Source organism: uncultured Catenibacterium sp., assembly GCF_900540665.1.
In the GTDB taxonomy this organism is placed as follows: domain Bacteria; phylum Bacillota_I; class Bacilli_A; order Erysipelotrichales; family Coprobacillaceae; genus Catenibacterium.
Map to the genome: position 1 here is coordinate 1 of NZ_UQGV01000038.1, position 19,617 is coordinate 19,617.

21 protein-coding genes are annotated in these 19,617 nt (G+C 34.4%); 1 reads left to right on the top strand and 20 read right to left on the bottom strand.

Translation table 11 applies throughout. The features are described from left to right. Window positions 1-144 precede the first annotated feature (144 nt). From QZQ55_RS06245 to QZQ55_RS06335, 19 genes are all read right to left on the bottom strand, one after another. On the bottom strand, window positions 145-780 hold the full coding sequence (locus tag QZQ55_RS06245) for a ribonuclease HII (RefSeq protein WP_295091203.1): 636 nt from the start codon (window positions 778-780) through the stop codon (window positions 145-147). Next, window positions 773-1,633 carry a ribosome biogenesis GTPase YlqF gene (ylqF, locus tag QZQ55_RS06250; RefSeq protein WP_295091206.1) on the bottom strand — a complete coding sequence of 287 codons (861 nt, stop codon included), beginning with the start codon at window positions 1,631-1,633 and terminating at the stop codon, window positions 773-775. The genes QZQ55_RS06245 and ylqF overlap by 8 nt, the downstream gene beginning before the upstream one ends. A 10-nt stretch (window positions 1,634-1,643) precedes the next feature. Continuing rightward, complete coding sequence (gene lepB / locus QZQ55_RS06255; protein ID WP_295091209.1) at window positions 1,644-2,171, bottom strand: signal peptidase I; 528 nt, start codon at window positions 2,169-2,171, stop codon at window positions 1,644-1,646. A gap of 36 nt (window positions 2,172-2,207) precedes the next feature. Next, entirely contained in the window at window positions 2,208-2,555 is a 348-nt protein-coding gene (gene rplS / locus QZQ55_RS06260) for a 50S ribosomal protein L19 (protein ID WP_006504716.1), read from the bottom strand. Window positions 2,556-2,670: 115 nt separating this feature from the next. Beyond that, on the bottom strand, window positions 2,671-3,387 hold the full coding sequence (gene trmD, locus QZQ55_RS06265; protein ID WP_295091212.1) for a tRNA (guanosine(37)-N1)-methyltransferase TrmD: 717 nt from the start codon (window positions 3,385-3,387) through the stop codon (window positions 2,671-2,673). After that, on the bottom strand, window positions 3,377-3,880 hold the full coding sequence (gene rimM, locus QZQ55_RS06270) for a ribosome maturation factor RimM (RefSeq protein WP_295091215.1): 504 nt from the start codon (window positions 3,878-3,880) through the stop codon (window positions 3,377-3,379). The genes trmD and rimM overlap by 11 nt, the downstream gene beginning before the upstream one ends. A 35-nt stretch (window positions 3,881-3,915) precedes the next feature. Then, window positions 3,916-4,170: a KH domain-containing protein gene (locus QZQ55_RS06275; protein ID WP_006504719.1), complete on the bottom strand. Its 255-nt coding sequence runs from the start codon at window positions 4,168-4,170 to the stop codon at window positions 3,916-3,918. Between the two features lie 2 nt (window positions 4,171-4,172). Next, on the bottom strand, window positions 4,173-4,445 hold the full coding sequence (gene rpsP / locus QZQ55_RS06280) for a 30S ribosomal protein S16 (protein ID WP_006504720.1): 273 nt from the start codon (window positions 4,443-4,445) through the stop codon (window positions 4,173-4,175). Window positions 4,446-4,514: 69 nt separating this feature from the next. After that, the gene (locus tag QZQ55_RS06285; RefSeq protein WP_295091218.1) at window positions 4,515-6,584 is read right to left on the bottom strand and encodes a histidine kinase dimerization/phospho-acceptor domain-containing protein; all 2,070 of its coding nucleotides are present in this window, start codon (window positions 6,582-6,584) and stop codon (window positions 4,515-4,517) included. Window positions 6,585-6,589: 5 nt separating this feature from the next. Beyond that, entirely contained in the window at window positions 6,590-7,294 is a 705-nt protein-coding gene (locus QZQ55_RS06290; protein ID WP_295091221.1) for a response regulator transcription factor, read from the bottom strand. A 206-nt stretch (window positions 7,295-7,500) separates the two neighbouring features. After that, the gene (ffh, locus tag QZQ55_RS06295; protein ID WP_295091224.1) at window positions 7,501-8,892 is read right to left on the bottom strand and encodes a signal recognition particle protein; all 1,392 of its coding nucleotides are present in this window, start codon (window positions 8,890-8,892) and stop codon (window positions 7,501-7,503) included. Window positions 8,893-8,902: 10 nt separating this feature from the next. Next, window positions 8,903-9,232 (bottom strand): YlxM family DNA-binding protein, encoded by a 330-nt coding sequence (gene ylxM, locus QZQ55_RS06300; protein ID WP_295091227.1) that lies wholly within the window; start codon window positions 9,230-9,232, stop codon window positions 8,903-8,905. Between the two features lie 4 nt (window positions 9,233-9,236). Continuing rightward, window positions 9,237-10,217 (bottom strand): signal recognition particle-docking protein FtsY, encoded by a 981-nt coding sequence (gene ftsY / locus QZQ55_RS06305; protein WP_006504725.1) that lies wholly within the window; start codon window positions 10,215-10,217, stop codon window positions 9,237-9,239. Window positions 10,218-10,228: 11 nt separating this feature from the next. Then, window positions 10,229-13,165, bottom strand: a complete 2,937-nt coding sequence (locus QZQ55_RS06310) for a chromosome segregation protein SMC (protein WP_295091230.1) — start codon at window positions 13,163-13,165, stop codon at window positions 10,229-10,231. 11 nt (window positions 13,166-13,176) lie between these two features. Then, the gene (locus tag QZQ55_RS06315; protein ID WP_295091233.1) at window positions 13,177-13,749 is read right to left on the bottom strand and encodes a xanthine phosphoribosyltransferase; all 573 of its coding nucleotides are present in this window, start codon (window positions 13,747-13,749) and stop codon (window positions 13,177-13,179) included. Window positions 13,750-13,754: 5 nt separating this feature from the next. Beyond that, window positions 13,755-15,128 (bottom strand): cell wall metabolism sensor histidine kinase WalK, encoded by a 1,374-nt coding sequence (locus tag QZQ55_RS06320; protein ID WP_295091236.1) that lies wholly within the window; start codon window positions 15,126-15,128, stop codon window positions 13,755-13,757. Beyond that, on the bottom strand, window positions 15,128-15,799 hold the full coding sequence (locus QZQ55_RS06325) for a response regulator transcription factor (RefSeq protein ID WP_295091239.1): 672 nt from the start codon (window positions 15,797-15,799) through the stop codon (window positions 15,128-15,130). The genes QZQ55_RS06320 and QZQ55_RS06325 overlap by 1 nt, the downstream gene beginning before the upstream one ends. Before the next feature lie 24 nt (window positions 15,800-15,823). Further along, a complete protein-coding gene (locus QZQ55_RS06330; RefSeq protein WP_295091242.1) occupies window positions 15,824-16,753 on the bottom strand; it encodes a bifunctional oligoribonuclease/PAP phosphatase NrnA in 930 nt (309 codons plus the stop codon). 86 nt (window positions 16,754-16,839) lie between these two features. Then, entirely contained in the window at window positions 16,840-18,039 is a 1,200-nt protein-coding gene (locus QZQ55_RS06335) for an acetate/propionate family kinase (protein ID WP_295091245.1), read from the bottom strand. A gap of 588 nt (window positions 18,040-18,627) precedes the next feature. Between QZQ55_RS06335 and QZQ55_RS06340 the strand changes: the two genes are divergently transcribed. After that, entirely contained in the window at window positions 18,628-18,798 is a 171-nt protein-coding gene (locus QZQ55_RS06340) for a hypothetical protein (RefSeq protein WP_295091247.1), read from the top strand. 296 nt (window positions 18,799-19,094) lie between these two features. Here QZQ55_RS06340 and QZQ55_RS06345 read toward each other — a convergent pair whose 3' ends face one another. Beyond that, on the bottom strand, window positions 19,095-19,391 hold the full coding sequence (locus QZQ55_RS06345; protein ID WP_022424232.1) for a hypothetical protein: 297 nt from the start codon (window positions 19,389-19,391) through the stop codon (window positions 19,095-19,097). Window positions 19,392-19,617: the final 226 nt, after the last annotated feature.

The window sequence follows — 19,617 nt, forward strand, 5'->3', positions numbered from 1 at the left end:
CTTTACGTTCTAACGCCTTATAAATCAAATCAAACTGTCCCTTATACTTCAATGAAAAATAGAGTAGAATATCTTCCACACAATCACCTCCTACTATATCTATTCTCAATAGAAGGCTTATTTTCTCAAAAAAGAGAAAGATCTTTAATCTTTCTCTTCAAAATCAAAGGATAATTGTTCATTCAGTACTTTCTGTACTGGCGCAAAAGAACGACGATGAATTGGAGTAACACCATACTTTTCTAATGCTTCTTTATGGGCTTTAGTGACATAGCCCTTATGTTTTTCGAATCCATATTCTGGATATTGTTTTCCATATTCCTTCATCATGCGGTCTCGAGTGACCTTTGCAAGAATACTTGCTGCCCCAATAGAAATACTTTTTGCATCTCCTTTAATAATAGAAAGATGTGGAATATCTCCTAAAGGCATTGCATCACTTAATGTGAAATCAGGTTCTAACGAAGCGATAATACGTTTCATACCTGTACGAGATGCTTCATAGACGTTTAAAGTGTCTACTTCTTCTACTGATAGTACTTCTATTCTATAAGCCAGAGCATTTTCTATAATCAGGTCGTAGAGAGCTTCTCTTTTCTTTTCGGTTAATTTCTTAGAATCATTGATACGTTCATCATAGAAATCTTCAGGAAAAATGACACCACCTACAACAAGTGGTCCAGCCATTGGGCCTCTTCCTGCTTCATCTACGCCTAGTATTCTAGAGTAGCCTGCAGCTCTCGCTTCATTTTCATATTTTAAACGTTCCTGTTTATTCATCGCTAAGCTCCCATGTGATTTTTCCAAGAGAACCGTTCTTTAAGTCATTAAAGAATGTTTCCTGTACACGGTCATAATCTGTTTCGCCTCTTAACTTCTTAATATGACGATAATCTGAGATATGATCATATACTGGAATAACCCAGTCTGAATCTAAATCAATAGTCAAATCATAACGTTGTTTCAACATGTCTGGATAATGTTTTGCAAGATAACCTATTGCATGAATAAATAAATCATCAAGTGGAAGGATTTCCATCTTAATAGAGCCACATAATGCAACATTCATTGCTTTATTGATATCTGTGAATTTAGGTTCTAGTACACCTGGTGTATCAAAAAGTTCAAAGTCCTTATCAACACGGATAATCTGCTGAGCCTTTGTAACACCTGGCTTATTTCCTACTGCAGCAGCTTTTCTTTTCGCAATCTTATTAATAAAAGTAGATTTACCAACATTAGGAATACCCGCTACTAAAGCACGAATTGGCTTTGGCTTTAAACCTCTTGCTGCTTCTTTTTCACGCTTTTCTTTTAACTGATAGCGGCACATGTTCACAATCTTCTTTTCTTCCTTGAAGTTCTTTAAATCAACTGCGATGGCGCTATGTCCCTGTCTTTTAAATTCTGCAATAAGGGCTTCTGTTGCCTTAGGATCGGCTAAATCCTTCTTTGTAAGAATATAAAGACGAGGTTTATTCTTGATCATATGATCAAGTTCTGGATTATGTGTTGAAAAAGGAGCACGTGCATCTACAAGTTCAATCACAATATCTACTAACTTAACTTTACTTTCGATTTCTCTTTGGGCTTTCGCCATATGCCCAGGATACCACTGAATCTGCTTTGCCATAAGTTCCTCCTCAATCATTACTCTTAATATGTTTTATAGGATAAATGATATATCCATTTTTAGCACGAATATCTTCTATATGAATAGGTCCAAAATATCTTGAATCATAGGAGAAAGGACGATTATCCCCTAAAAGAAAATATTCATTCTGCTTTAACTTGACTCTAAAATCTCTTGTATATTGTGTGAGACCTAATTTTCTTTTCTCTTCCTGCATAAAAGAGAGCTTTAAAAATGGTTCTTCCACAAATTGACCATTAATATATAAACGATCATTCTTATAGCTGATTTCTTCTCCTGGCAGTCCTATTACTCGTTTAATGATATCTTCTTTTAATTGTGCGCTGCGTACATCAACGATATCAAAACGATATATCTGCTTATGTGAAGTAATTCCAGTCATTAAGATAAAATCTCCATCATAAATAGTAGGCATCATCGATGTTCCTTTTACCTTTACAGGAAGAACAATAAAAGTAAATAAGCATAATATAAGAGTCATTAGACCAGGTAAATACAGCTTCTTTAATTTATTCATAATATAGAAAAAAGAATGGGGTAAGCCCCCATTCTCTTATCGAATTTCTTTAATTCTAGCAGCTTTACCAGATAATCCACGTAAGTAATGTAATTTAGCTCTACGTACTTTACCAACCTTAGCTACTTCGATATGATCGATGATTGGAGAGTTTACTGGGAATACTCTTTCAACACCTACACCGTAAGAAATCTTTCTAACAGTGAAAGTTTCACCAATACCATGACCCTTTTTAGCAATACAAACACCTTCGAACATCTGAAGACGAGTCTTATTACCTTCCTGGATCTTTACGAATACTTTTAAAGTGTCACCAGCTTTGAACTGAGGTACATCAGTCTTGATCTGGCTCTTAGTAATTTCATTTACTAACTGCATGTTCATGATAACATTTCCTCCTACACAAATTTAGTCTTGGAAGCTCATTCGTATATATAACCAGCGGAACTTCTGTGTCTTATGACTTGCCTATTATAGCACTGTCTTTTTTATAAATCAATTACTTTTTTAATTCTTTTAGAATTTCTAATTCTTCTTCTGTAAATGAGCGTTTTTCTAATAAATCAGGACGTTTGATCATAGTTTTACGTAATGATTCCTTTAAACGCCATTTACGAATATTTTCATGATGACCACTTAAGAGGACATCAGGAACCTTGCTTCCTTCATATTCATAAGGTCTTGTATATTGTGGATATTCCAGCAATCCATTAGAGAATGAATCATCTTCATGACTTGCCTGTGTGATGACTCCATGTAGTAAACGGATAATACTATCCATCACTACCATAGCACCAAGTTCTCCACCTGTAAGTACATAATCACCAATAGAAAGTTCTACATCTACATAATCACGAATACGTTCATCAAATCCTTCATAATGACCACAAATAATAACAATATGCTTCTGATTAAGGGCTAATTCTTCAGCATAAGCCTGATGATGAGTTATACCCTGAGGACTCATTAAAATGACAAGTGAATCCTTAGTTACAACAGTCTTTAAACAATCTAATAATGGCTTACACATAAGTACCATACCCTGTCCGCCACCATAAGGTGTATCATCTACACTCTTATGACGATCTGTTGCGAATTCTCTAAAATCATGAATAGTCACTTCTACATGACCACTATCGATAGCTCTTTTAATAATAGATGTTGTCAGAAATCCTTCAAACATCTCTGGAAACAATGAAAGAACATCAATCTTCATCTAAGAAGCCTCCAATCAATGAGACATCAATACGCTTATGTTCAATATCCTTATTCTTTACAAAAGCATCAATATAAGGAATCATCACCTGTTTACCATTCACATCAACACCAATAATAGCCTGTGCTCCCTGATACACATCAGTGACCTTACCAATATAAGTGCCATTATTATAGACTTCACAATCTACAATATCAGAAATATAATGCATACCTTCAGGTAATAAAGAAGTATCTTTAGGTGCATAACAAATACAACCCTTATACTTTTCTACTTCATTAATATCTGTAAATCCTTTAAGGGCAATCATGTCAAAACCTTTGTGGATATAATGCTTACTGATTTCAAAATCAAGATATTCTCTTGGTGTCTTAACAAGAATATGGCTGCCAGGGGCAAAGCGCTGTTCTCCAAAATCAGTTGAAGAAGCAATCTTTAAATCACCCTTGATTCCAAATGTATTAATGATTTTACCAATTTCTACAAGTTCCATTTGTACCTCCAAAAAAAAGGAAGTGTACACTTCCTTTATTCCTCACCATATGATTCAAATTTGATATCTAATCTCTTATGCATACCACGTGTACTTACAGACATAAGCTGTCTGATAGAATTAGCCATAACACCTTTTCTACCAATTAATTTAGAAATATCATCATGTGATGCATAAACATATAGAACAATCGCGTTATCATCTAATGAAGGCATTTCTCTAACCTCTAACTTATCACGATCATTGACAAGTTCAAGACAGATATCCTGTAATGCCTTAACGTAATCCATAATTATTTAGCCTTCTTAGATTCAGCAAATTCTTTGATTACGCCTTCTTTAGAAAGGATGTTCTTAACTGTGTCAGAAGGCTGAGCACCGTTACCTAACCACTTTAAGATTTCTTCTTTCTTTAAAGAAACCTTAGCTGGGTTCTGTCTTGGATCATAAGTTCCTAACTGTTCAATGAAACGACCATCTCTTGGCATTCTTGAATCAGCTGCAACAATTCTATAAAATGGTGACTTCTTAGCACCCATTCTCTTTAATCTTAATTTAACTGCCATTGTATTTTCCTCCGATAAATTTAATTTGCTTACTTATAATACCATATTCAAATCAGGTGTCAAGTATTTTTACTTGACACTTTTGATTTTTTTAAAAGTCATGATAACCTTAAAGAGATCACCATCTATTTCTATATCAAAAGTACCACCTTGAGCAACGACAAAGCTTTTCGCAATCGTGAGTCCTAGTCCGCTACCTGTTTCATGACGGGATTTATCTCCACGTACAAAACGTTCCTGGATTTCTTCACTTGAGAAGTTCATTTCTACTTCACTTATATTCTTGAATATGACTGAAACATAGTCTTCTTCCTCATAAATATCAATATAGGCACGGCTATGTGGCATGGCATACTTACCAATATTAGTTAATAAGTTTTCAAAGACACGATATGTCTTATCTCCATCTAGATGAACGACAACATCCTCTACATTCTTAATGACCTGGATATCTTTAGATTCTAATACTTCAATACATTCAGCTAAAGACTGATCAACTAATGCCTGGAGTCTCAGGTCAATAGGATGTAGGTCAATATTACCGCTTGTTGCTTTAGAAACATTAAAGAGATCTTGAATAAGATTAGAGAGTCTATTTGTATATTTTTCTAACTGGTTTAAATATTCAGTTCTTGTTGCTTCATCAGCTTGTGTATTCTTAAGTAAAATAACATAGTTCTTAATACATGTAAGAGGCGTTTTCAAATCATGAGAGACATTGGTAATAAGTTCTGTCTTCATATTCTGTGATTTTGTTTCTTCCTTAACAGCTGCTTCAAAACCTACTTTTAAGTTATTTAAACGATCACGCATACTGTTGAAGATTCCTAGATCATCTTCTATTTCTGTATCAAAATGACCATGAGAAAGCTGTTCTGTAAAGTCTAGCATGTTCTTATAATCACTTCTTACCTTCATCGACTGCTTTCTTATATATAAGAAAGAGATCATGACATAGATAATCGCAAAGATTGTTTTACTAGGTGAGATGACATAAAGAATAATAGCGAGTAATGCGTTACAAATAGTAAACTTTAAGATATCCTGATTGATATTATCTCTTAAATCAAATTCTGTAATCTTATTACCTAGTCCTTTTAATTTTGCATAAAGTGCATAGGTGCATGTATTGTTTCTAAAATAATCCATTCCATTCATAAACATATACTTAACAGTAAAGCATAACATTGAGAATAAGAAATAGAAAATAAACATACAGAAGAAATAGAGGCCATAACTGATAGGTGTCGCATAGGCTATACCATATCTTGCAAGTGCACCTTGAAGTTCTCCCATCATCACAAAATAACCTATCAATCCTGATGCCCCTGTAAAAATGAAACTTGTCAACCCAATAATAATGATAACAGTTAATAGTTTCCATTGTTTAATTGTGCGATATGGATTAATAGCTTCTTCCACTTCTAATGAGTTCATTAAAATATATATAAAGATGACTAAACCTAAAATTAAAGCCACACCTGAAAGAACTGCGATATCATCTCCACTTGCGATATTAGTATCATTATATGTCATAGGTGACACAAACATCGTGCAGTAATAAGTTATTTCTGTATTCTGAGGCAGATGAATACTCACCTGGTTTAAATCTACATACGTACCATTGGCCTTAAGTAACGACCTTTTTCCATCTTTCCCTTCAACAAGCTTATATCGTTCATCTAATTGATGTATAATATCACTTTCATCAAAAAGGGAGACGACATCCGTATAAAAGTATTTCGAATGTGAACTGGATTTAAGAAATCCTCTATAAGCTACAGGATAATACGATTTCTCATTCTTATAATACTGTCTGGTCTTTTCATTATATGCTTCATAGTGGAATCCATCATCAGCCTGTTCCATATCTAAAACAGTTTTGAATATTTCATTCATCGTCGCAGTAGCTGCCTCCTGCGACTTTTCATCTAGACCATTAAAGTCTAAAGGCTTGTAATCTGGATCCGTTTTTGCTTCAACAGCCATCGTAAGAAACTGCAGCATATAATCATTCATATTGTTTGCAACTCTTTCCCTATAACCATCCTGTTGTTTGACCGTCATATAAATCATACAGCTAGGACAGGCAAGCAATAAGACAATTAAGCCAATAATAAATATACGTTTTTTCTTCATTGTCATCACTCCATCTTTTCTATCTTATAACCTACTCCCCAGACAGCCTTTAAATATTCAGGATGTTTAGGATTGGCTTCAATCTTTTCTCTAAGTCTTCTTACATGAACCATGATTGTTTCTGTGTTTATAGCTGTTTCTTCCCAGATAGATTCATAGATTTCTTCTGCAGAATAGACCTTACCTGGATAACTCATTAATAGTTCAAGAATCTGGAATTCTTTTTTAGTCAGTCTTACTGAACGACCATTTACAAATACTTCTTTAGTGGCCTGATCTAATACTAAGCCCCCTACGATAAGTTGATTGTTTGGCTTCTGTATATTTCCCTTTAAATTTAAGATCTGTTCATAGCGTCTTAAATTAGAATTGACTCTCGCAATAAGTTCCATAGGTTCAAACGGTTTAGTGATATAATCATCTGCTCCTAAATTAAGTCCTGTAATCTTATCGATATCTTCTGTCTTTGCGGTTAAGAAGATCACAGGGATATCTGATACTTCACGAAGCTTCATCGTCATAGTGAGTCCATCCATGACAGGCATCATAATATCTACAACAGCTAAATGAATATCATTGTTTTGAAGTGCAATAAGCCCTTCTTTACCATTTTCCGCTTCTATAACTTCATAATTCTGACTCTTTAAAAAGATTTTTACTGTTTCTCTAATCCCTAACTCGTCTTCTACAAGTAATATAGTATGTTTCATTTACTTAACTCCCCTTCTTCATAATCAGCGAGTCAATGTACTTAAATAAGCGATTATACTGATTAAAATAACAGGAAATAATAATGTGAACATAAATGTTTCAAACATATGAATCCCTCCTTTGCTTATAAGTATAATGACTAAAAATAAAAAGATTCGTGATGAAATTCTTAAATAATTCTAAAGAAAAAACCTCCGAGGAGGCTTTATTTCTTCTTTTTCTTATGTCTTGTCTTTTTACGATAAGGATTGAACTGCTGCTGAGTCTTCATTGGTCTTTGTGTTGGCATACCAGTTGTAGGATCAATGTTACCTAACTGCTTCATGACCTTACGTGACTGTTCAAACTGTTTTAATAGCTTATTAACTTCAGTCACAGGCTGACCACAACCCTTGGCAATTCTTTCTTTACGTGATGAATTAATCATATCAGGATTTGCACGTTCTGCTTTAGTCATAGAATAGATAATTGATTCAGTCATCTTCATCTTAGCAGCGGCATCATCATCATTTAAATTAGGAATCTTAGGCATTCCTGGGATCATCTTTAATAAACCAGATAAAGGCCCCATCTTCTGAAGTTTCTTCATCTGATCAAGCATATCATCTAAACCAAAAGTACCGGCTTTCATCTTATTGAAAGCTTTCATACTTTCTTTTTCATCATAGACATCCTGTACCTTTTCTACAAGGGAAACAACATCCCCCATACCAAGGATACGATCTGCCATACGGTCAGGATAGAAATAATCGATTTCATCTAATTTTTCACCTGTACCGATATATTTAATAGGAACATGAGTGACATGTCTAATAGAGAGGGCGCCCCCACCACGTGCGTCACCATCTAACTTAGTGAGAACTGCACCAGTGATTCCTAGTCTTTCATTGAATGTTGAAGCAACATTAACGATTTCCTGACCAGCTAATGAATCAACAACTAAAAGAATTTCATCAGGATGGGCAATTTCTTTAACATTAGCAAGTTCCTGCATCAACTTTTCATCAATCTGTAAACGACCAGCGGTATCGATGATCACAACATCGTTATGATCAGCATGCGCCTGGGCTAACGCTTCAGTTACGATTGTTTCTACAGGTGTATCAGTTCCTTTAGAGAATACTGGGATATTAAGCTGTGCACCTAAAGTCTTTAACTGATCAATGGCAGCAGGACGATAAATATCGCCAGCAACTAATAAAGGCTTCTTACCTTGTTTTTCAGTTATTAATTTGGCAATCTTACCAGCAGTTGTTGTTTTACCTGAGCCTTGTAAACCAACCATCATGATAATTGTAGGATCTTTAGAGTAGTCTACAGTCACCATTTCTGTACCAAGTAATGATACTAATTCATCATGAACAATCTTAACAAGAACCTGTCCTGGTTTTAATGAACCAATAACGTTCTGACCAATTGCTTTTTCTTTTGTATTTGCGATAAACTCTTTAACTACCTGGTAGTTAACATCGGCTTCAAGTAAAGCCAAACGGATTTCACGAAGCATCTCCTCCATGTTTGCTTCAGTAAGAGTCGCTTGTCCTGTTACCTTTTTTAATGTCTCTTGGAGTCTATCTGATAAAGATTCAAAAGCCATAATTACCTCCCTAGATATTCTTCAGCATTTCAAGATATTCATCAATATCTTCATGCTTCTTATTCTTTTCTTCTTCAATCTTATTAATTAAATCAAGTCTCTTGCGATGATTTTCAAGAATATGAAGTTTTGCTTCATACTTTTCCAAACTCATCACAGAACGCTTGATATTATCAAAAACAGCATTCTTAGAGACTCCTAAGTCTTCGGCTATTTCTGATAAAGACAGATCTTCCTCATAGTAGAGAGAAAGATACTGCTTCTGTTTATCTGTCAACAATTCTCTATAACAATCCATCAAGAGGATGACTTGTTCTTTCTTTTTTAATTCTTCATCCATCATCTTACTCCATTAGATCATTACATAAACCATAAATATACTGTTCAAGATCAAATTCCTGTAAATCATCAATCTTTTCACCAAGTCCAATAAATTTGACAGGAATATTAAGCATATCCTTAATAGAAAGAATAATACCACCCTTGGCAGTACCATCCATCTTAGTCAAAACAATACCTGTAATATCTGTAATCTTAGAGAATTCTACAGCCTGTGAAATACCATTCTGACCTGTTGTTGCATCTACAACAAGTAATGTTTCCTGAGGTCCTTCTGGCACAACTCTCTTGATGATACGATTCATCTTTTCAAGTTCCTTCATAAGGTTCACCTTGTTCTGTAAACGTCCTGCTGTATCACAGATGAGTACATCATAACCGCCTTCTTTTGCCTGTTCAAGCGCATCAAAGATTACTGAAGAAGGATCTCCCCCTTCTTTACCCTTGACACAAGGAATATTTAAACGGTTTGCCCACTCAGCAAGCTGTTCAATGGCTCCAGCTCGAAATGTATCACCTGCAGCCACCATAACCTTCTTGCCTTCTTCATGCATGATCTTATTGGCAAGCTTAGCGATAGTAGTTGTTTTACCTGCTCCATTGACACCAACCATCAAGATGACTGTTAAATCATTCTCTGCATAGTTGATCTTAGTTGTCATATATGAATCATTGGCATATATGACAAACATCTTATCAACGATAATATCATTAATTGCATGAGGATCCTTGATATTTTCAAGACGTACTTCTTTCTTGATTTCATCCACAATCTTCATAACCATGTTGACACCAACATCACTCATAATCAGGATATTTTCTAACTCATCAAAATACTCATCGTTAATTTCACGATATCTTGCTGCCAAAGCATTGATCTTAGATGAGAAAGAAGCAGATGATTTATCAAGACCAGCAACATACTTCTCATTCTGCTTTGTAGATTTTCCTACAAATGTTTCTTTAATCTTCTGAAAAAATCCCATAATGCATCCTCCTAACTGCTTGCATATTCAGTTGCATCCTTAAGCTTAACACTGACAAGCTTAGTGACACCTTTTTCCTGCATTGTAGCCCCATATAACAGGTCACATTCAGCCATAGTTCCTTCACGATGAGTCACGACAATAAATTGTGTCTGATCTGAGAAACTACGTAAATATTTCGCAAAACGCTCTACATTCGCAATATCAAGTGCAGCTTCTACTTCATCGAGAATACATAAAGGAGATGGTTTTACACTAATCATTGCAAATAAGCAGCTTAATGCGATTAATGCATTTTCTCCTCCTGAGAAAGAATGCAATTTTGCAGCCTTTCCAGGTGGCTGTGCTTCAATATCAATACCTGTTTCTAGAATGTTATCTGGATCAGTATATTTAAGTGAAGCATGTCCTCCGCCAAATAAATAACGGAATACATCATTGAATGCCTTATTGATGGCTTCAAATGAAGTGCTGAACTTCTCAACCATAATAGCATCCATATCCTTAATAGCTTTTAATAAGCTATCCTGTGCTTCTAATAATTGTGACCGCTGTGTACTTAATGTCTCATAACGTGTACTAACATCATTGTATTGTTCAATAGATTCCACATTGACATGACCAAGAGATGCAATACGTTGTCTTAAATCACGTACCTTATCCTTTGCCTTATCTATATCAATGGACATATCAGCTTTTTCCTGTGCATGTTCAAATGTCATGGCATAAGCATCATTAAGTCTTAATAAGTAGTTCTGAATCTCTGTTTCTAAACGACTCTTAGCAACCTTCTTATCTGTACTCTGGCTTTCTACATCCTTTAAAGCAGCACGGTGTTCACGCAAGCGACGAGAAACTTCTTCATTTTCATTTACATACCCCATACGGATTGTACGTTTTGCCTGAATTGTTTCTTTTAATTCATCACGACATCTCTTCGCATCATTCAAACGATCAAGTAACTCATTATTTTGAGTTCCCTTGATTACTTCATCAAGCTCTACGCTCTGATGTGTAAGGTTTTCATAATCAGCCTTAGCCACTTCATACTCACTCTTCTTGTTTGTGACAACAAGTTCAAGTTTCGCGAGAGACATTTGTTTCTGCATATAAAGCTGTCCGATTTCTCTTCCCTCATTTTCTAATGTATGCAGATCAGACTTCATCTTGTTGAGATCTTTTTCCTGCTGATCTAATATATGAGAAACACGTTCTAATTCTCTTTTAGACATCATTGCATTGTTTGTATGCTTTGATGCCCCACCTGTTAAGGAACCACCAACATTGATGATGTCTCCTTCAAGTGTAACTACACGATAACGATGATAAATTGATTTCGCAATCTCTGTTGCATGATCAAGATGATCCGCCACAATTGTATTACCTAGCTGGTTTAATACAACATTACTGATAGACTTATCATAAGTCACAAAATCACTCATTACTCCAAGACATCCTAAAGACTGTTCTGCAAGCATTTTTGCTTCTTCTCTCAATAATCTTGGTTTCATTGTATCAATAGGTAGGAATGTCGCACGTCCTGCCTTATTCTTTCTCAAGAAATAAATAGCTTCTTTTGCCTGATCATTTGTACGAGTGACAATGAACTGTGTCGCACCACCAAGGGCAGTCGCAAGTGCTGTTTCATAGGTTTCTTCTGTTTCAATCAGATCTCCTAAAGCACCACATATACCAGATAAAGAATTCTTTGCACCTAAAATAGTACGTACACCATAGCTATAGCCACTCTTATTCTCAATAATATCAGTTAATCTTGTCTTTTCAGTACGAGAATTATGAATTTCAATATTCTTCTTTTCAATAAGAGATCGAAGATTAGATTGCTGCTTCTTATTTAAAGAATCCTTTTGAGAAAGGTCATTCTTTTCCTTTTTGGCATCATTATAACGCTTCACTCTATCGTTATATTCAATGATCGCATCTTGAAGTATAGACTTCATACTTGCTTTCTTTGCTTCTATATCTTCCTGGCTTGTTGTTTCTAATATATGCTTACGATTGGCATCAATTTCTACCTTCTGTGTTTCAAGGCTGCTTACTTCATTCATCGCCTCTAATAGTTTTTCCTGAAGCTCATTGACTTCCTGATCGAGTGCATACATCTTCTTTTCAAGTTCTTCACTCTGCTTTTCATCAAGAATAACAGCACCATCATTGGTAATACGTTCATTTTCTAGGTCTTCTAACTCTTTATTTAAAGTCTTTAATTCTTCAGAAAGAGTACTGATTTCCTTTACAAGTACTGAAACTTCTACTTCCTGAAGTTCTTCCTTGAACTCTAAATAAGTTTCAGCCTTTTCTTTTTGTCTTTTTAATGGTCCTATCTGTCGTTCTAATTCATTACAGATATCCTGAACACGGTCTAAATTGTCTGTGGTACGTTCAAGTTTTCTGACTGTTTCAATCTTACGCTTCTTATATTTCGCAACACCTGCTGCTTCTTCAAACATCGCACGTCGATCTTCAGGTTTGCTTTTTACAAACTCATTGATATTATTCTGAGAAATAATAGATAAAGAATCTCTTCCTAGACCTGTATCCATAATCAAATCAGTAATATCCTTTAAACGGCACTGTTCTCTATTTAATAAGAACTCAGAATCACCTGTACGATAAAGACGACGTGTAATTTCCACTTCAGTAGAATCAAAATCAAGGAAATGATCTTCATTATTAAAGACAAGTGTCACTTCTGCTTCACCCTGTGCTTTACGATCTTCACTTCCTGAGAAAATGACATCTGTCATTGTTTCTCCACGCATCGCCTTAGCAGACTTTTCTCCTAGTACCCAGCGGATAGCATCGGTAATATTTGATTTACCGCATCCATTAGGTCCTACTATTCCAGTAATACCTGGCATGAATTCAACTACACTTTTATCCGCAAAGGATTTAAAACCATGAAGTTCAATTCGTTTTAAATACATGTTATTCCTCTCTAATCTAAAATAACTTTGCCGTCTTCAAAGCCCTTGACGATTGCAAGAGACTGTACTTCATATCCAGCTTCTTCAATTCTATGTCTTCCCTGCTGGAAGCCTTTTTCAACGACAATGCCAATACCTTCTACTGTTGCACCTGCCTGATGGCATAAATCAATCATACCCATAACAGCTTCACCATTGGCTAAGAAATCATCTACAATTAACACATGATCTTCTGGACTTAAATATTTCTTAGAAATCTGTCCAATATAATCCTTATTCTTAGTATAAGAATGAATTTCTGTAGTATAGAAATCATTGTCAGTAATTGCAGAAGAACCCTTCTTAGTAAATACTACATGACAATTATTGAATTTCTGTGCAACGACAACAGCTAAACCAATACCACTTGCTTCAATAGTGACAATCTTGTTAATTGGTTTATTTTTATATCTTTCATAAAATGCATCTGCAATCTTATTAAATAATTCTACATCAATCTGATGATTTAAAAAACTATCTACTCTTAATACATTTTCATTAATAACATATCCGTCTTCTAAAATCTTCTTCTTTAACTCTTCCATCTTCACTAATCCTTTTTCTTTTTTGTGAGTCCTGTAAACATCTCATATGGGATATAAACAGTAAATACAGAACCAACATCTTCTTGTGATTCTACATCTATTTTATAGTGATGTAAATCAATAATCCTTTTTACTATCGATAAACCAAGTCCATTTCCTTCAATTGTACGTGATTTATCCTGTCTATAGAATCTTTCAAAGATATGAGAAATAGCATCCTTGCTCATTCCCACCCCTGTATCTTCAAATCTTACCTGTAGTTCAGTCGGTGTTCTTCTCACTTCCACCGTTACTACACCATGCTCATTTGTATACTTGATTGCATTACTCAACAAATTAATCCAGACCTGTTCCATACGGCTTTCATCCGCTTCAATGATGAATTCCTTTTTAGGATGAATGAATTCTATTTCAATATCCTTACTTAGTGCCGCATTATCTTCCATCTCAATGACACGATTCAACTGTTCAATAAGAGGGAACTCTGTCTTATCTAGTGCTGTATCTTCTCCATCTAATAAAGTAAGCTGCAGCATATTCTTAGATAAATGAGATAAACGATTTGAATTGAACAATATAATATCTGCATATTTTTTTCTTTGTTCATCTGTCAGATTCTCATTTTTTAATATTGTCGCAAATCCACTAATAGCTGTCAAAGGTGTCTGAAACTCATGGGATACATCCGATATAAATTGTTGTCGGAGTGTTTCCTGTTTTGCAAGCCTTACTGCCATTTGATTGAAGGATGCATACAATGATGATATTTCATCCTTTCCTTCATAATTGACACGCACCTTATAATTCCCTTTAGAAAGCTCATCAGTGACTTTTGTGAGACGAGAAATTGGTTTCACAATAATATCTGCAACAATCAGGAAGACAATACTTCCTGTCATCATAAAGATGATTGCGGCACTTGTATATGACTTCATAAAAATATCTTTAGTAGAAGAAAAATCCTTCTGAACAGTCACTACATAAACATGATTATCAATCTTAAATGATTTCGCATATTGCGAGATAATCCCTTCACTACGTAATGACTTCTCTTTTGAAGTCGCAAGTGTCTTCAATTCATCCCCTGAGAGTATAAGTTTCTTATTAACATGTCCATAGCTTTTTGTCTGTCCATCACATGTGACAGTGAAAGACATTTCTGATGTTTCTGAATAATCAGATAGAATCCTGTCCTGATTTTTGATATCAATCAATTTAATCATATCTGCAATATGTTCAGAAGAGTGTTCTAATTCTTCTAAAGCCATTTGATCAGAATCACGATTATATGATCTAATTGTAAAGAAACAGCAGATTGAAAAACTTAATAAAGATGTTAATAAAAAGCCAATTACAAGTTTACTATAAATAGACTTCATTACTCAACCTCTATTTTATAACCTAAACCACGTACTGTCACAACTTTGAATCCTGGAAGATGACCAAGATTCTCACGAATACGCTTAATGTGAACATCTACTGTACGATCAAAACCGTCATAATCCATGCCCCAGATTTTTTCAATAAGCTGTTCTCTTGTGAAAATCTGATTTGGATTCTTAGCCAGTTCAAAAGCCAGCTCAAACTGTTTTAAAGGAAGATGTATGATCTTATCTTGATAACGTACTTCATATTTATCACCATCAAAGATCACATCGCCAATCTTCACCACATTTGAAGAATTAATACTATAACGTTTTAATATTGTTTTAACACGTGCCATTAATTCATCAGGGTCAAAAGGTTTTGTGACATAGTCATCAATACCCAAAGAGAATCCTCTTAGTTTATCCTTTGATTGCGATTTAGCGGTCAACATAATGACCGGAAATTCACGATACTGTCTCATCTGTTCAACAAGTTCAAAGCCATCCATTCCTGGCATCATAATATCTACAACAGCCAAATCAATATATTGGTTTTCTACTATTTCCAACGCTTCTTCAGCATTCGCCGCTTCAATTGTATCAAAACCTGCTTTATCGAGATAAAAACGCACTAATTCTCTAATATGCATTTCATCATCCACAACCATGATTTTAGATTTCATCTTATTTCACCTCATTTGTACTCATTATATCATACTTATTGCGTCATGAAGAGATGAAAGTAAGTCCTCAAGCTGATCTAGACTCATAAGTGTGGCACCTGATGCAAGAGCATGTCCTCCTCCACCAAACTTTGCAGCCACTTCATTAACAATTGCATTTCTAGAGCGAATAGAGACACGATAGACATTATCCTTAGTGTTTTCTGTAATGGCACACCAGACTTCAAACTCTTTAACATTCGCAAGTGTATTGACATAACTAGAGCCTTCTTCACGACTAATACCTAATTCTTTAAGGTCTTCATCCTTCAATATATAGTAAGCCACTTTACCATTGACTTGATAATTGTTCAAGATAAACTGTGTGACTTTTAAATCTTTTTCTTCTCTCAAATACATTGTTTGATAGATTTCTTCAATATTAATGCCTGATTCTAATAAATAAGAAGCTGCCTTGAATGTACGGGAATCAGTAGAACGATACATAAAACGATTTGTATCACCAATAATCCCCATATATAAAGCACGTGCACCTCGTTCATTTAAAGAACAGGTATCCTTCACTTCTTCTAATAATAAAGAAACAATCTGAGAAGCACTTGATGCAGTGGCATCTTCAATATTCATATCTCCATAGGAATCAACAACTATATGATGATCGATTTTAATGATCTTGTCACATACAGAAATATCACCATCAATACGTTCACGATTGGCTGTATCAATCACAATACCAAGAGCAGGAATTTCTTTTTCTTCTTCTATAGGGGCATTGAATTTCTCCCATAAAACATTTTCAAAGTTTCCTTTTAAAACTACATTGATTTCTGGGAAGTTCTCTTTTAAGAAATAATACATACCTACAGTAGAACCAAAAGCGTCATAGTCGGGATTGATATGACGATATAAGAATACTTGTTTATATTGTTTTAATAAATCGATTATTTTATCCATAATTTAACCCACCTTTTCACCCATTTTAACATATTTCCATATAAATAAAAAAGACAGAAATCAATATATGACTTCTGCCTATCATTTTATCCTAAATGTAATAATTTCATAGTATCTCTAGCGATTTCTACTTCTTCGTTTGTAGGGATCACAAAGACATCAATCTTAGAGAACTGATGAGAAATTAATCTATTTTCGTCTGAACGAATCGCATTTGATTCTTCATTGAGGAATACTCCTAAAGCACGAGAACAATCATCGATAATCAAACGTCTTAAGTAAGCAGCATTTTCACCTACACCCGCAGTGAAGGCAATCGCATCTAAGCCACCTAATTCAACGAAATACTGACCAATATATTTAGAAACGATACGTGAATATAATAAACCAGTTAATAATGCACGTTCATCACCTTCATTGAATAAGGCATTTTCAATATCACGTGAATCTGAAGAAATACCTGAAATACCAAGCATTCCTGATTTCTTATTATAGATATCTAATACTTCATCAGGTGTTTTATTAAGTTTCTTGCATAAGTAAGGCATGATAGATGGATCGATTGTACCACATCTAGAACCCATCATAACACCTGCTAGTGGTGTGAATCCCATTGATGTATCAATACACTTACCATCTAATACTGCAGAAAGTGATGCACCGTTACCTAAATGACATACGATAATACGAGAATGTTTAGGGTTACCCAATTCTTTAATAACCTGTTCAGAAACATATTTATGACTTGTACCATGTGCGCCATATTTTCTAATCTTATAGTCTGTATAATATTCTAATGGTAATGGATATAAATATCTTTCTCTATCCAATGTCTGATGGAATGCTGTATCAAATACAAATACATGTCCTACTCCTGGAAGTGCTTCTTTGAATGCACGATAACCAATTAAGTGAGCAGGGTTATGAAGTGGTGCTAATTCACATAACTCCTCTACTTTACTTACTACATCTTCATCTACAACAGCACTTGAATCAAAATATTCTCCACCATGTACAATACGATGTCCTACCCCTTCAATTTCTTCTAATTTTTCAACAATATTTTCTTTTACTAATGCATCTAATACTAAAGAAACAGCGACCTTATGATCTGGAATAGGTAATTTTTCTGTTTTCTTCTGTCCATTATGTTTAATAGTAAAAATTCCTTCTTCTAGTCCAATTCTTTCCACAATCCCTGAGCAGATTACTAGTTCTGAAGGCATGTCTAATAATTGGAATTTTAATGATGAACTACCAGCGTTTACCGCCATGATTTTAGCCATACTATAACCTCCTTAAAATCATATAATTTAATTTTACTAAAATAAAATACAAAACACAACAAGAAGTTGTAAGCGTTGACATTTATTTCGGGATTTATTTCGGGAAACAGTATTTCGTAACAAAAAAAGAATCAAGGATATTGGACAGGAAATCTCTATAAGAAGATGGTAAAAGTTATTCAAGAAAAAACTATGTAGACATTTCTTATTCCAAAGATTTGATTCACGATATTAGACAAAGAAACTTGCGGCGAAACCATTGACCTGAGGTAACCAATCCACGCATAACAGAGTGGCCAACCGCAGATAAATCTGTATAGAAGTTTCTTGTCCTATGTCCTTGATAAAAAAAACAATATAAAACGAAAGCGTAAACGAAAATCAAAGAAATGTGTTATTTCCACTTGACAATCGTCATTTCATAACAGAACTATAGACAAAGACCACTGCATCAGATTCCAGAGTAAATACTATTTTCCAGTAACTGAAAACGGTGACAGAAGATACTTTGCAAGAAAGACTGACTGCATGGTCATTGAGTCATTTGATCGACAGTTTCTGGCAAATATCGCTGATAAGCTTTATCTAATGGAAGAAGTACCCAAACATGAACTAGTATCAAAGGAATTTGATGCTCCTAAGGAAGCACCTAAGAAAGAAAAGAAAAAGTATATTCCTCCAATGAATCATCCATGGAGAAAAGACAGCTTTGCGAATTATGCTGCAAAACGAAAGCACCGTTGTGGTGCTCATGTTTGATTATCATTAAAATTTTAAGTCCATGGAAATTATAGATATCATTGATAGAAGAACCAAGAAGGCATAATCAAGTTATACTCAGATAATCGATAAAAAAGAACTCGCTAAAAGGCAGTTACTTCTGACTGCCCTTTACAAGTGGAAACCCCCAAATATTTAAAGCGAGTTTTCTATTGACCCCCCCTTAAAAATTAAAGGTTCTTAAAATTTAGGAAACACCTAATTATTTTAAATTACCTTTATTTACTCGTTACAGTCCCCTTTTTCATTGTTTTCTGCATAAGTTCTATCTATAACTATTTCATTTCAAAAAGTATTATCAGCAATATTGTTAAACCAATATGTAATCCAAACCAACCAAACCAAGCTATTCCAAATGTACTAGATAACCACACACAAACAAAATATCCTATAACAGCGACTACAGGTGTATATTTCCATTCTTTATATACAAGATAACTTAAAAATAAATAAAATAATGTAATAAAAATATTTGTATAATCATCATCAATATTGCTTAGTAACACTGAAAAATTAATAATATTAAATATTAAAAGTACAAAAGATAATAATAATCGTCTGATTTTCAACATATAAGTTTACTCCCTTTACCAAAATAATTGCGGATATATTGCTCTGCTTTGTGTGTCATCTATAATTTCAATTGCTTTTATATCTGAAAATGTATTTTTTATCTGTATTAAATTCTCATAAGTGTTTTTCTTATCAGTTTCCACAAAGTAAATTGATAAAATTCTATTTTTAAAATAATATTCATAATTTAATCAGAACGCTGAAGGGGCTGTGTCAAAATTGCAC

What these genes read in the sequence shown, in the direction of transcription:
- QZQ55_RS06245 (WP_295091203.1), bottom strand. Translation starts at nt 780, where the DNA reads ATGAATAAACAGGAACGTTTAAAATATGAAAATGAAGCGAGAGCTGCA.
- ylqF (WP_295091206.1), bottom strand. Translation starts at nt 1,633, where the DNA reads ATGGCAAAGCAGATTCAGTGGTATCCTGGGCATATGGCGAAAGCCCAA.
- lepB (WP_295091209.1), bottom strand. Translation starts at nt 2,171, where the DNA reads ATGAATAAATTAAAGAAGCTGTATTTACCTGGTCTAATGACTCTTATA.
- rplS (WP_006504716.1), bottom strand. Translation starts at nt 2,555, where the DNA reads ATGAACATGCAGTTAGTAAATGAAATTACTAAGAGCCAGATCAAGACT.
- trmD (WP_295091212.1), bottom strand. Translation starts at nt 3,387, where the DNA reads ATGAAGATTGATGTTCTTTCATTGTTTCCAGAGATGTTTGAAGGATTT.
- rimM (WP_295091215.1), bottom strand. Translation starts at nt 3,880, where the DNA reads ATGGAACTTGTAGAAATTGGTAAAATCATTAATACATTTGGAATCAAG.
- QZQ55_RS06275 (WP_006504719.1), bottom strand. Translation starts at nt 4,170, where the DNA reads ATGGATTACGTTAAGGCATTACAGGATATCTGTCTTGAACTTGTCAAT.
- rpsP (WP_006504720.1), bottom strand. Translation starts at nt 4,445, where the DNA reads ATGGCAGTTAAATTAAGATTAAAGAGAATGGGTGCTAAGAAGTCACCA.
- QZQ55_RS06285 (WP_295091218.1), bottom strand. Translation starts at nt 6,584, where the DNA reads ATGAAGAAAAAACGTATATTTATTATTGGCTTAATTGTCTTATTGCTT.
- QZQ55_RS06290 (WP_295091221.1), bottom strand. Translation starts at nt 7,294, where the DNA reads ATGAAACATACTATATTACTTGTAGAAGACGAGTTAGGGATTAGAGAA.
- ffh (WP_295091224.1), bottom strand. Translation starts at nt 8,892, where the DNA reads ATGGCTTTTGAATCTTTATCAGATAGACTCCAAGAGACATTAAAAAAG.
- ylxM (WP_295091227.1), bottom strand. Translation starts at nt 9,232, where the DNA reads ATGGATGAAGAATTAAAAAAGAAAGAACAAGTCATCCTCTTGATGGAT.
- ftsY (WP_006504725.1), bottom strand. Translation starts at nt 10,217, where the DNA reads ATGGGATTTTTTCAGAAGATTAAAGAAACATTTGTAGGAAAATCTACA.
- QZQ55_RS06310 (WP_295091230.1), bottom strand. Translation starts at nt 13,165, where the DNA reads ATGTATTTAAAACGAATTGAACTTCATGGTTTTAAATCCTTTGCGGAT.
- QZQ55_RS06315 (WP_295091233.1), bottom strand. Translation starts at nt 13,749, where the DNA reads ATGGAAGAGTTAAAGAAGAAGATTTTAGAAGACGGATATGTTATTAAT.
- QZQ55_RS06320 (WP_295091236.1), bottom strand. Translation starts at nt 15,128, where the DNA reads ATGAAGTCTATTTATAGTAAACTTGTAATTGGCTTTTTATTAACATCT.
- QZQ55_RS06325 (WP_295091239.1), bottom strand. Translation starts at nt 15,799, where the DNA reads ATGAAATCTAAAATCATGGTTGTGGATGATGAAATGCATATTAGAGAA.
- QZQ55_RS06330 (WP_295091242.1), bottom strand. Translation starts at nt 16,753, where the DNA reads ATGGATAAAATAATCGATTTATTAAAACAATATAAACAAGTATTCTTA.
- QZQ55_RS06335 (WP_295091245.1), bottom strand. Translation starts at nt 18,039, where the DNA reads ATGGCTAAAATCATGGCGGTAAACGCTGGTAGTTCATCATTAAAATTC.
- QZQ55_RS06340 (WP_295091247.1), top strand. Translation starts at nt 18,628, where the DNA reads ATGGAAGAAGTACCCAAACATGAACTAGTATCAAAGGAATTTGATGCT.
- QZQ55_RS06345 (WP_022424232.1), bottom strand. Translation starts at nt 19,391, where the DNA reads ATGTTGAAAATCAGACGATTATTATTATCTTTTGTACTTTTAATATTT.